Here is an 11828-nt window from a genome sequence, read left to right as displayed (position 1 = left end):
AGAGGGGGGTGCCTGGGCGCCAAACCTCCAATGATTGTCCCCTCGCCCGAAATCCTCCTCCGCCCCGGCCGGATCGACGACGTCGAAACAATCCACACGGCGATCCTGAAACTCGGCACCCATATCGGCGCGCCGGAGGAGATCATCTCGACACCGGACGATCTCAGAACTTACGGCTTCGGCGAAAAACCCGCCTTCTCCACGCTGATCGCCGAGGTGGGCGGTGAATTTGCCGGCCTATGCCTGCATTTCCCGATCTTTTCGACCTGGATGGGGCGGCCCGGCGTCTATGTGCAGGACCTCTATGTCGAGGACCGGTTCCGCGGCCGCAAGATCGGCGAGCGGCTGCTGCGGCACGTTGCGGCGCAATGCCGGAAGGAAGGCGGCGTTTATCTCCGGCTGTCCGTCGACACCGACAATGAAGGCGCCAAGGCCTTCTACGAGAGGCTGGGCATCGCCTGGTCGAGCTACGAACAGACCCAAAAAATCACCGGCGAGGCGTTCTTTGCCTTCGCCGACACGCCGGAAAATGGGGAGCAGGGATGAAAGCCTTCTATGCCGAGGAGCAGAAGCATCACGACCCCAAGGCCTTTCTTTCGAGCGGTGCGGCGCAACCCAATCCGGAAAAGCCGGAGCGCGTCGAGAGATTGTTATCCGGCGCATTATCTGCGGGTTGCACGATCGAGCGGCCTCGGGATCACGGGCTCGGTCCGGTCGCGGCGGTGCACACGCCCGAATATCTGGATTTCCTCGAACATATCTATACGCGCTGGCAGCGCATCGAAGGCGCGTCGGCCGAAGTGATCCCCAACATCCATCCGATCACGCGCAACGGCTCCTATCCGGCCTCGGCGGTCGGTCAGGCCGGCTATCACATGGCCGACACCGCTTGCCCGATCTCGGGCGAAACATGGCAGAGCGCGCTGTGGAGCGCCTGGAGCGCGGTCGATGCGGCCGAGGCGGTGATATCAGGCGCGCCGGCCGCCTACGCGCTGTGCCGCCCGCCCGGCCACCATGCCTTCGCCGACGTCGCCGGCGGCTTCTGTTTCATCAACAACTCGGCCGTCGCCGCGCAGGTCTTGCGCAGGACGGCGTCGCGGGTGGCGATCCTCGATGTCGACCTGCATCACGGCAATGGCACGCAAGGTATCTTCTATGCACGGCCGGATGTGCTGACCGTCTCGCTGCATGCCGATCCGGTGCGCTTCTATCCGTTCTTCTGGGGCCATGCCGACGAGCGCGGCGAAGGGCCCGGCCTCGGCTACAATTTCAACCTGCCGCTGCCGCGCAAATCCGCCGATGCGGCGTTTCTCGAAGCGCTCGAGGTGGCGTTCCAGCGCATCCGTGCCTTTTCGCCAGACGCGCTGGTCGTGGCGCTCGGCCTCGACGCGTTCGAGGGCGATCCGTTCGGCGGACTTTCGGTGTCGACGCCTGGCTTCTCGCGTATCGGCGAGGCCATCGCAAAGCTCGGCCTGCCGACGGTCATCGTCCAGGAGGGCGGCTATCTCTGCGACGAACTCGGCGACAATCTCACTGCGTTCCTGACCGGCTTCGGCGGCAAGACGCGGTAAATGCTCAAGCCAGCGTCAGGACCGCTGCTGCCTGAGCATGGCGATGACCCGATGCACGCTCTCCAGCGTCTCATCGATTTCGGCTGATGTGTTGTAGTGGGCGATGCCGATGCGCACCACGCCATGCTCGGCTGGAATGCCGAGCTGGTGGACGATCTCCCAGGCGTAGTTGTGGCCGGACCACAGGAAGATGTTTTCGGCATTCATCTGCCGCACGACCGTCTCCGGCACGATGCCGTCGACGGTGAAGGAAACCGTCGGCACGCGATCGCCAAGCCGCTTCGGATCGGTGATGCCATGGATGGTCAGGCCCTCGATATCGGACAGACCGTCGATCAGCTGTTGCGCGAGCGGGTTTTCATAGGCGATCGAAACCGCAAACGCCTTGGCAACCTTCCGCCTTCTTGAACCGCCCTCGCCCGCCGCCGCGCCAAGGTCGGCAAAGTAATCGACCGCGGCGGTGAGACCGGCCATCAACTCGATCTGCGGTGTGCCGAGTTCGAACCGCTCCGGCAGGCCATTGGACGAGCAGCGGCATTTGTAAGGCTTCAGACCATCGATGACATCACGCCGGCCCCACAAAATGCCCATATGCGGACCGAAGAATTTGTAGGCCGAGCAGATCAGGAAATCGCAGCCGAGCTCCTGCACGTCGATCAGGCCATGCGGCGCGAACTGCACGGCGTCGACATAGACAAGGGCCCCGGCATTCCTGGCGATGGCGGTCAGCGCCTTCACGCGATTGATGGAACCGGTCAGGTTGCTGGCATAGTTCAACGCGACCAGCCGTGTCTTCTCCGAAAGCAGACCAGCCAGCGTCGCCTCTTCGACCTGCCAGCTCTTTTCGTCGAACGGCAGCCAGCGCACGACGAGGCCAAGGTCCTCGGCCAGCTGCAGCCAGGGCGACACATTGCCCTCATGGTCCATGCGGGTGAGGATGATCTCGTCACCCAGCTTCATCGTGCGGCCGAGCGTGCGCGACATGTGATAGGTCAGCGTCGTCATATTGGCGCCGATGATGATTTCCTCGGGGCTTGCGGCGCCAAGGAAATCGGCCATTGCCCGATGCGCTTCGTTCACGACGGCTTGCGCGGCAATCGTCGTTTCGAAAAAACCGCCAAGGTTGGCATTGGTGGTCAAAAGGCAGCGCGACACAGCGTCAGCGACGGCTTGCGGCACCTGCGTGCCGGCTGGATTGTCGAGATAGATGCGACGGCGGCCATTGTCGATCAGGGACAGTGCCGGAAATCGTTCGCGGACCAGCTCTATCGGAAAATTCATTGTTGCCCCCGCTCTTTGTAATTACTGAGTATTCGGCCGCATCCAATCCCGTTCAAGGACAGGGATTGCCGACCCGCTGATGGATCGCATCCACCGCCTTCTGCATCTCTTCGGTCCAGACGACATCGACCGAGGACAGCGCCATTTCAAGCTGCGGAATGCTCGTCGCGCCGACGATATTCGAGGTCACGAACGGCCGGCTCGACACATAGGCATTGGCAAACAGCGCCGGCTCCAGGCCAAAGGAGCGCGCCAGCTCATTGTATTCGAGCTGGGCTTCGGCGGCATTTGATGTCTCGTAGCGCTGGCCGCGGTTGAACAGCTGCGAGCGCGAGCCTTGCGGGCGCGCGCCATGGTCGTATTTGCCGGTCAGGTAGCCCTGCGCCAGTGGCGAGTAGGACAGCAACGACACCTGCTCGCGCTCGCAGACCTCGGCGAGATTCACCTCGAAGGTGCGGTTGACGAGATTGTAGGCGTTCTGGATCGACGCGACGCGCGGGCCGATCCCTTTGTCAGCCTCCGCAAGGAACCGCATCACGCCCCAGGAACTCTCGTTCGACAGGCCGAAATGGCGGATCTTTCCTGCCTTCACCAGTTCGTCGAACACGGCAAGCGTCTCGGCGATCGGTGTCTCGTCGGCCGGCGCGCCGACAGAATCGGCGCGCGGCGATACGGCGCCGACGCGCGTCGGGTTGGCGCCCCAGGGTATGTCGCGTTCCGGCCAATGGATCTGATAGAGGTCGAGATAGTCGGTGCCGACCTTGGCCAGCGACTTGTCGATGGCGTCAAAAATATCGGCGCGCACCAGTTGCGATGGCCTGTCGCCGCGAAACCATCTGTTGGCCGTGCGGCCGACAACCTTGGAGGCCAGGATCACCTTGTCGCGGTTGCGATTGGCCTTCATCCAACTGCCGATGATCTTTTCGGTCCGTCCTTGCGTCTCCGCCTTGGGCGGGATCGGATAGAGCTCGGCCGTGTCGATGAAATTGACGCCGCGCGAAAAGGCCAGGTCCATCTGGGCGTGGCCCTCGGCCTCGGTGTTCTGCTGGCCCCAGGTCATGGAGCCCAGGCAGATCTGGGTAACAAGAAGATCGGTCCGACCGAGACGGCGCTTGTGCATGGAAATTCTGCTCCGGAGGGAAGGCGTGCGCGGCAGCGCGGGAGGAAGCGCATCTATAGGCAAAGCAGAGGCGCTCTCCAAGCCTCGGCAGACCGACTTTTGCGTGAACCAGTGGCGTTTAGCGGCGAGCGCCGGGCAGCGCGCGGCGCTTGGCTTCGTCGATCAGCATGTTGGCCACCTGCATGCGGATCATGGCGCGCTGGCGCAGATGCGGAGCGACACGGTCCGGATGGTTGGCAAAGGCGAAGCTGCGGCGCATGCGGCTGAAGTCGGCGACCTGCTTGGGCTGATTGAGGCCAAGTTCGACCGCGATGGATTCGGGATCGATCGGCGGCAGCTTTTCCTCGGGCTTTGGCTCTTCGCCGGCGAGAGCCAGCTTGGCATGATCGAGCAAGGCGGCAAATTCGGTCGCCAGATCGGCACCCGCCTCGCGATATTCGGTGGCAAAGCCGGTGCCAGAAACCTTGATGCGGCCGGAATGGAGTTCGTCGGCCACCGAGAGATAGTCGAACGGGATGGATGGACGAGCGCCGGCCTCTTCGCCCTCGATCCCGTCATCCCCAATTCCGTCGCCCTTGTCGGAGGCGACGAAGAGGTCGTCGAGCAACGAAGCGAAATCCCGCTTGGCGCCAGTAGCGATGTCAGCCTCCCCCTTGCCCGACCGTGCAAGCTTCAGAGCATAGAACCGGCTCGTTAAAAATGCATGCCACCGATCTTAACGAATTTAGCCGTTGCACGCGTTCGCCGCTTCAACCTCCTCGCCCCAAAACAAAAAGCCGGACTGCACGTTCATGCAGTCCGGAATTCGCCAGGAGTGGCGAGGAAAAACCGGCCATGTAGCCAGCATTCGAGGCTACGATGCGCGGCACGCAAAAGTTTCACCCGGTTACAGAAATATGGCCAGGGAAATCACCAGGACATGGCAGGCATGCAAATGCTGCACTGCACAATTGTCACGATTCACCTATATTGGCAGCCGTGGAGGACCAATCAGGGGCTTGAATCATGGGTTTCTTCACTGAAATGTTCGCCCGGCCGCGGCCGCAGGAGCATCTGAGATACCGCTCGGCGCTCGCACTGCTTCATTCGATGAGCAATGCCGACCGCGCCGACATCGGTATCAAGCCGGCCGACTTCCCCCGCATCGCCCGCGAAATGTCCGTTCGCTAGAAGTATCGAGTCGCGAGATGTCCCGGCTCAGTCCGGGACATCTCCAAAACCTCAATTCCCTAGCGCGCTCCCAGGAACGTCGCCTTGCCCAACGGCACGCCATTGTGGCGAAGGATGTCGTAAGCCGTGGTGAGGTGGAAATAGAAGTTGGGCATGGCCACATGCAGCAGATACTGCATGCCGGGCATCGAGCTTTCGCGCCCACCAAGCTTCAGCTCGATGATCTTGTCGTCGGAGCCGTCGAATTCGGCAGCCGAAAATGTCGCGAGAAGGTCGAGCGTCTTCATGATGCGAGCCTGGACATCAGCAAAACTCGCCTCGTTGTCCTCGTATCTCGGCACGTCGCGCCCGGCGAGCCGGGACGGTGCGCCCTTGGCGTGATCGGTGGCGATCTGCACCTGCCGGGTCAGAGCGTACATGTCGGGCGCCAGCCGAGCGGTCAAGAACACTTGCGGATCGATCTTGCGGTCAAGCGCATTCTGTTCGGCGGTCGCAAGCACATTGGAAAGCGCCTTCAGCCTGGCTGAAAACACAGGCACGGATGCCTCATACATCGATATCGTCACGTCAAATCTCCTGCCCGGCCGAACGCCGGCGGACGCGACGTAGCGCCTTCGCGCACGATTCTTCAAGACCGCCGACGCTGCGTCACCACGTTGCCGCAATCGCCATAGTAGAATCTCCTCATCGAGCGGAGATTCCCGATGAGACGCGCCCTTTTCGCAGCGACTGCCTTTCTCTCCCTTGCCCCGATCGGCCAAACGGCATTGGCCGCCGAAGATGCACCCGAAGCGCCCTATGTCGACGACCGGTCGAGCGCCGATGCGGTTGTCCGTTCGCTCTACAGTGCCATCAGCCGGCACGAATTCGCCCGTGCCTGGGGCTATTTCGGAGATACAAAGCCGGCAAAGGATTTCGACAGTTTCGTCAAGGGTTATGATGGCACCGACAAGGTCGAGGTTGCTACCGGAGCTGTCTCCGACGAAGGCGCCGCCGGCAGCATTTTCTACAACGTCCCCGTCGCCATCCGCGCCACCGACAAGACCGGCGGCGAAAAGGTCTTTGCCGGCTGCTATACGCTGCGCCAGGTGAATGCCCAGATCCAGGCGGCGCCGCCCTTCGATCCGATCCACATCGAAAAAGGCGCGCTGAAACCCTCCACCGCCGATTTCGAGGAGGCGTTGCCGCCAAGCTGCGGCGACGGTCCGCCGCCGCCGAAGAAAGACACAGCACTGGAACAGGCCAAGAAAGCCTTTCTGGCGACCTATGGCGACCAGTGCGACAAGCAGTTTCTCGCCGATGAGCCGACCGTTTTTTCGATCAAATACAAGGACAACGATGCGCAGCCCGGCGATCCCGACAAGGAGACACGGCTGTTCCATTTTTCCTGCTCGGCCGCGGCCTACAACGAAAGCTCGATCTACTACATGACCGACGAGGTCTCGGGCGTGCAGCAATTGCAGTTCGCCGAACCCAAGATGGACATCCGCTACGAAAACAATGACAGCGACGGCAAATTGCTGGGCATGACCATCGTCGGTTTCCAGACGTCCGGCTGGGCCGTCAATTCCGACTATGACGAGGCTGCCCACACGATCACCACGTTCAACAAGTGGCGCGGCGTCGGCGATGCGTCCGACGCGGGGACGTATCTGTTTCGCAATGGCAATTTCTCGCTGGTCCAGTACGACGTCGATGCGTCCTATGACGGCGAGGAAAATCCGCAGACGGTTGTCGATTACAACACCGCGCCCTGAGCCTGGACGGGCTACCCGCGGTGCCGGTCAAGGCGCCTTCGACAGCATCCAGTTGAGCGTGCCGCGCCAGTCGGTCATGCGGATCGGCGTGCCATGGGTGCCGGTCTCGAAACGGACGAAACGGGTCGGATACGGGTAGGCTTTCGATTTGGCGATGATCGAGCGGAAGAAGGCTTCCTGCTTTTCCACCGGGAAAACCACATCATGGCTGCCCTGGCCGAAGAAAACCGGGACGTGACGCCTGAAGGCGGGGCTGGCGAGGAAACTCTCGTCCCATAGCGAGCCGAGCAGCAGCAGCCCATTGATGCGCCGGCCGGTATCGTTGCGGCCGGCAAGCTTCCAGCACAGCGCACCGCCCATCGAGCCGCAGGCGACGAAGATCTTCGCGCCTGGCGATTGCTCGGCATAGTGGCCGATCAGTGCCGCTACCTGCGCCGCTCCCTTGTCGCCGAAATCGGTAAAATCCGGGCTGAGATAGAGGCCGCTATTGCCGGCCATCAGGTTCTTGAGCCGGTTGAAATTACCGCCAAAGGTGAAGTCGTCGACGCCCTGCTTGCGGCTGCCGCCCTGCCCGTGCAGATAAAGCACGATGATGCCGGCGCCCTCGGTCTTGCCGACGGCAACATGCCTGACATCGCCGGCATCGGTGTTCAAGAGCAGATCCTGCTGCACCTTGCGAACGCTGGTGTCGGTGTATTGGGCGTTCACCCGGCGCTCCGGCACCTGGTCACGCTGGTTGATGTCGCGCATCTCGCGGTAGTCGATGACGGTGTAGGCGCCATTGGTGTCGGACGATAGCGTGGGCGGATAGGCGAAGAGATCGTCCTTGAAGGGTTTTAGTTCGAGAGCGGCAGCGTGGGCGGCGACGCAAAAAACAAATGTTGCTGCCAGGAAGGCGTGGAGCTTTACGAATGCGACGGTACGAATAGCCATCCCTCAGGCATGCGTAATTCGGCTTGGGTTTGTCAATCCTGCAGCACGCCGCCGGCACCTTCCAGTGCCTCGCGTGTGTCGACATCGACAGACGCCGCCGCGCCGATCTCGACATCGATGACATCGAGCCCTTCGGTCTCGACGAGATGGCGTGCGCCGGTGTCGCCTTCGAGATGGGCGATCGCCGGAAACAGCGAGCGCGGCAAAAGCACCGGGTTGCCGCGCTTGCCGTCATGCGAAGCGCGGACCACCGAATTGCCACCGGCCTTGCGGAAGGTATCGATCAACCTGTCGAGGTCATCGGACGCGATACCCGGCATGTCACCGAGAACGATCATCACGCCGGCGCAACCTTCCGGCAGATAGGCAATGCCGGCCTTCAGCGAAGTGGACAGGCCTTCGGTAAAATCGGGATTGTCGGCGAAGGTCACGTCGAGGCCCGCCAACGCCGTGCGCACCCGCTCGCGCTGGTGGCCGGTGACGACGATCGTGCCAGACGCCTTCGAGCCGAGCGCCCGCTCGGCGGTGCGGCGCACCAGCGGCTTGCCGTCAAACAGCGCCAGCAGCTTGTTCGGTCCACCCATGCGGCTCGACCGGCCGGCGGCCAGAAGCACGATGCCGACCTTGAGCTGGCTTTTGGCCGGCAGCGGTTCGCGCGGCTGCGGCCGTGTCGGGATTTCCATCAGCAGCCCGCCGACCCCCATGCCGGCAATATCCCTGGCGGTCACGTCAAGGCCGGCGATCAACCGATCCAGCACCCAGTCGAAGCCGTTCTCCTTGGGGCTGCGGGCGCAACCGGGCGCGCCGATGACGCGCTTGCCGTCGAGCATACCCAACACCAGCAGATTGCCTGGATCGACCGGCATGCCCGCGCGGATGACTGTACCACCCGCCTTCTCGATCGCGGCTGGAACGACATCGGCGAAATCGCTCATTGCCGAGGCGCCGAAGATCACCACCATGTCGTTGTCGCGCGCCAGGGAGACCGCGGCTTCCGCCACCGGCGCGATCTCATGCGGCGTGCGGCGCTCCGCCGTCAGCCTGCCGCCGGTGCGTGCCAGCCGCGCTTCGGTGACGCGCAGCGTCTTGTCCAGCACACTTGGTTTGATGCCGGGCAGAACCGTCTGGATGACGCCGACACGCACCGGCTGGTAGGCATTGACGGCAAATATCTCGCCACCGGCGCAGATTTCTGTCGCAGCGTCGACCAATGCTGAACTGACCGCGAAGGGAATAATCTTCACGGTTGCAACCATCTGGCCTTTCTCGACCGGCGCATGCTGCGCCAGCGTGGCGATGGTGATGGCCGGATCGATGGCATTGATGGCATCGATCATAACGGCATCGACCGTGAAGATGCCGGACGCTCTGGCATGGAGATTGACCCGCCCGGTCGCTGCCGGCCTGGCCTCGATGCCTCGAAAGACCATGCTCTCGGCTATTTCCTGCGCGGCGGCATCCTCGCCGAGGTCGTCGGCGGCCAGCACAGCCGCAACAACCTGCGAAATGCCGGCGGCCCGCAGCAGCGCCACATCTTCGGCGCTCAATCTGTGCGCCTTGCGGAAGCGGCGTTCCCCGGCGGTGGTGGCATGCGCCAGCACTGCGCCTTCCGCCGTCTCAATCGGGATGGGGCCGAATTTCACGCGACGGCGCCTTTTGCGTCCAGCCCGCGCGAGCGAAAGGCGTGGATGGCTTGCGCCAGCACCGCAACGGCGATCTCGGCCGGACTGGCCGCACCGATATCAAGCCCGATCGGCGCATGAATACGGGCGATCTGATCGGCGGTTGCGCCCAGCGCCAGCAAGCGTTCGACGCGCTTGGCATGCGTCTTCCTGCTGCCGAGCGCCCCGACATAGAAACAGTTGGCGTCGAGCGCGGCCTTCAGGGCGAAATCATCGACCTTAGGGTCATGGGTGACAGCGGCAAGCGCCGTATAGCTGTCGAGCGGCTGGCGCTTCAGCACATCCTCCGGCCATTCGGCATGAAGCGCCACGTCGGGAAAGCGGTCCGGCGTGGCGAAAGCGGTGCGAGGGTCGATGATCTCCACGGGATAGCCGGCGATTTTCGCCATCGGTGCCAGCGCCTGGCTGATATGAACCGCGCCAATCACTACGAGACGCGGCTGCGGCAGGTGCGCATTGAGGAAAAACGTTCGCCCTTCGGCCTCGACCGAACCGGAATTGCCGGTGCGGAATGCCTTGGCGATTGCGGCGCCGAGATCGCCGGCGACCTTATCGCCCTCGCGCACGACGCGGTCACGGCCGTCGCCAAGGTCGGTGACAAGAATCGCCGCGCGGCGGGCACGTCGTTCAGCGTTCAGTGTTTTCAGCGCATAGGGATCCATTGGAGATCAGCCGAGCCTTTCGACATACACCTTGATGCGACCGCCGCAGGACAGGCCGACCTGCCAGGCGGTTTCGTCGGCAACACCGAACTCCAGCATCCTGGCCTTGCCGCTGTCGATGACGTCGATTGCTTCGGTAACCACCGCGCCCTCGACGCAGCCGCCCGAGACGGAGCCGTGGAAATTGCCGTCCGCGTCGATGACCAGGTGGCTGCCTACCGGGCGAGGCGCCGATCCCCAGGTCTCGACCACTGTCGCGATGGCCACGTCCTTGCCGTCCTTCATCCAGCCCTCCGCGATGATCAGGGGGTCGCGGGCTTCATCCAGATAAATGCTGTTTTCCATGACCGTTTCTCTAGGAGTCTGTTTTTCTCGGGGTCTGTTTTTCGGATGGGAAAGATATGGTTATGCGGCGTGCCTCGCGCCAGCTTCCAGCCATCGGCGCGGATCGACGGATTGTGCCGACTTCTTGTCCAGCGACGCGCAGAGATCGGCCAGCGCATCGAGATTGTGCACCGAGCGGAACTCGTCGACATGCGGCAGCATCGCCATGACGCCACGGGCGCGCGCCTGAAAACCATCGAAGCGCAGCAACGGGTTCAGCCAGATCAACCGCCGGCAGGATTTGTGCAGGCGCTCCATTTCCTCCGACAGGCCGGCGACATCGTCGCGCTCCAGCCCGTCGGTGATCAGAAGCACGACCGCGCCCTGCCCCAGCACGCGTCGCGACCATATCAGGTTGAACTCGGCAAGTGTGTCGCCGATGCGGGTGCCGCCCGACCAGTCCTTGACCGCCGCCGAACAGTCGGCAAGTGCTGCATCGGGGTCGCGGTGGCGCATCTGCCGCGTCAGATTGGTCAGCCTTGTGCCAAAAACGAACGTGTGCACGCGCCGGCGTTTTTCCGTGAGCGCATGCAGGAAATGCAGGAAAATGCGCGTGTACTGGCTCATCGAGCCGGAAATGTCGGCCAGCACGACCAGCGGCGGATGAACCTCGCGAGCTGAGCGGAACTTCGGCAGGATCAGTTCGCCGCCGGTGCGCGCGGCCGAACGCATCATGGCGCGCGGATCGATGCGGCGGCCATGCGCGTCGGCCTTGAAGCGCCGCGTCCGCACCATGTCGAAAGGCAGCCGCAGCTGCGCGATTGCCTTCTTGGCGTCGGCCATCTCTGCGGCGTTCATCTGGGCAAAGTCCTTGCCGCGCAACACCTCGTTGCCGGAGAAGGTGAAGCGGGCGTCGACCTCGATCTCGGGGATTTCTTGGCGCGGCTGGTTCTTCTGGTGGCCTTCGAACATCGCCTGGCTGACGCGGTTCTCGGCGGCGCGTGGCTTCTGCTTTTCCCTGTTGTCGGGCGCTACAGGCGAAAACATCGCCAGCATCTTTTCGATCAGCTCGCGCGATTTCCAGAACAGCCGGAAGGCTTCGTCGAAAATGGCGTGATCCTCGTGCCTGGACACCAGCACGGCGTGCAGCGTCCAGTAGAAATCATCGCGCGAACCGATGCCGGCGACCAGCACCGCCTCGATGGCATCCTTGACCGAGGCCGGCCCGACCCGCATGCCGGCCTTGCGCAAGGTGCGGGCAAAATAGACGATGTTGTCGGCGATCCGCCCGTCCGCCGTCGCTTCTTTCGGTTCGGGGCGCGGCATCG

General features: G+C 62.9%; 13 protein-coding genes. 4 read left to right on the top strand and 9 right to left on the bottom strand.

Going from position 1 to position 11828, the window contains the following annotated elements:
* Positions 1 to 30: 30 nt before the first annotated feature.
* Both FCU66_RS23860 and FCU66_RS23855 read left to right on the top strand, forming a co-directional pair.
* Positions 31 to 546: a GNAT family N-acetyltransferase gene (locus FCU66_RS23860; protein ID WP_168991917.1), complete on the top strand. Its 516-nt coding sequence runs from the start codon at positions 31 to 33 to the stop codon at positions 544 to 546.
* Positions 543 to 1571, top strand: coding sequence for a histone deacetylase family protein (locus FCU66_RS23855; protein ID WP_136618811.1), 1029 nt, complete (start codon positions 543 to 545; stop codon positions 1569 to 1571). The genes FCU66_RS23860 and FCU66_RS23855 overlap by 4 nt, the downstream gene beginning before the upstream one ends.
* Before the next feature lie 15 nt (positions 1572 to 1586).
* Here FCU66_RS23855 and FCU66_RS23850 read toward each other — a convergent pair whose 3' ends face one another.
* From FCU66_RS23850 to FCU66_RS23840, 3 genes are all read right to left on the bottom strand, one after another.
* Positions 1587 to 2852, bottom strand: coding sequence for a cysteine desulfurase-like protein (locus tag FCU66_RS23850; protein ID WP_136618810.1), 1266 nt, complete (start codon positions 2850 to 2852; stop codon positions 1587 to 1589).
* 52 nt (positions 2853 to 2904) lie between these two features.
* Entirely contained in the window at positions 2905 to 3972 is a 1068-nt protein-coding gene (locus tag FCU66_RS23845) for an aldo/keto reductase (protein ID WP_136618809.1), read from the bottom strand.
* A 118-nt stretch (positions 3973 to 4090) separates the two neighbouring features.
* Positions 4091 to 4579: a hypothetical protein gene (locus FCU66_RS23840; protein ID WP_136618808.1), complete on the bottom strand. Its 489-nt coding sequence runs from the start codon at positions 4577 to 4579 to the stop codon at positions 4091 to 4093.
* 398 nt (positions 4580 to 4977) lie between these two features.
* On the opposite strand from FCU66_RS23840, the gene FCU66_RS23835 reads away from it, so the two are divergent.
* Complete coding sequence (locus tag FCU66_RS23835) at positions 4978 to 5142, top strand: hypothetical protein (protein WP_023706483.1); 165 nt, start codon at positions 4978 to 4980, stop codon at positions 5140 to 5142.
* Positions 5143 to 5201: 59 nt separating this feature from the next.
* Here the strand turns inward: FCU66_RS23835 and FCU66_RS23830 are convergent, their stop codons facing one another.
* Positions 5202 to 5708, bottom strand: a complete 507-nt coding sequence (locus tag FCU66_RS23830; RefSeq protein ID WP_136618807.1) for a DUF1993 domain-containing protein — start codon at positions 5706 to 5708, stop codon at positions 5202 to 5204.
* Positions 5709 to 5846: 138 nt separating this feature from the next.
* On the opposite strand from FCU66_RS23830, the gene FCU66_RS23825 reads away from it, so the two are divergent.
* Positions 5847 to 6899, top strand: a complete 1053-nt coding sequence (locus FCU66_RS23825) for a DUF1176 domain-containing protein (protein ID WP_136618806.1) — start codon at positions 5847 to 5849, stop codon at positions 6897 to 6899.
* Positions 6900 to 6926: 27 nt separating this feature from the next.
* Here the strand turns inward: FCU66_RS23825 and FCU66_RS23820 are convergent, their stop codons facing one another.
* From FCU66_RS23820 to FCU66_RS23800, 5 genes are read right to left on the bottom strand one after another with little or no spacing between them, the layout of a single operon-like run.
* Complete coding sequence (locus FCU66_RS23820) at positions 6927 to 7832, bottom strand: alpha/beta hydrolase family protein (RefSeq protein WP_136618805.1); 906 nt, start codon at positions 7830 to 7832, stop codon at positions 6927 to 6929.
* Positions 7833 to 7864: 32 nt separating this feature from the next.
* Positions 7865 to 9475, bottom strand: a complete 1611-nt coding sequence (locus FCU66_RS23815; protein WP_136618804.1) for an NTP transferase domain-containing protein — start codon at positions 9473 to 9475, stop codon at positions 7865 to 7867.
* Entirely contained in the window at positions 9472 to 10176 is a 705-nt protein-coding gene (locus FCU66_RS23810) for an XdhC family protein (RefSeq protein WP_136618803.1), read from the bottom strand. Before FCU66_RS23810 ends, FCU66_RS23815 begins: the two co-directional genes overlap by 4 nt.
* Before the next feature lie 6 nt (positions 10177 to 10182).
* Positions 10183 to 10521: an XdhC family protein gene (locus tag FCU66_RS23805; protein WP_056594403.1), complete on the bottom strand. Its 339-nt coding sequence runs from the start codon at positions 10519 to 10521 to the stop codon at positions 10183 to 10185.
* 60 nt (positions 10522 to 10581) lie between these two features.
* Positions 10582 to 11826 (bottom strand): vWA domain-containing protein, encoded by a 1245-nt coding sequence (locus tag FCU66_RS23800; RefSeq protein WP_136618802.1) that lies wholly within the window; start codon positions 11824 to 11826, stop codon positions 10582 to 10584.
* Between the last annotated feature and the right edge of the window lie 2 nt (positions 11827 to 11828).

It is taken from the genome of Mesorhizobium norvegicum, from assembly GCF_004919685.1.
Taxonomy (GTDB): Bacteria; Pseudomonadota; Alphaproteobacteria; order Rhizobiales; family Rhizobiaceae; genus Mesorhizobium; species Mesorhizobium norvegicum.
This window is presented reverse-complemented; position numbering and strand designations above follow the sequence as displayed.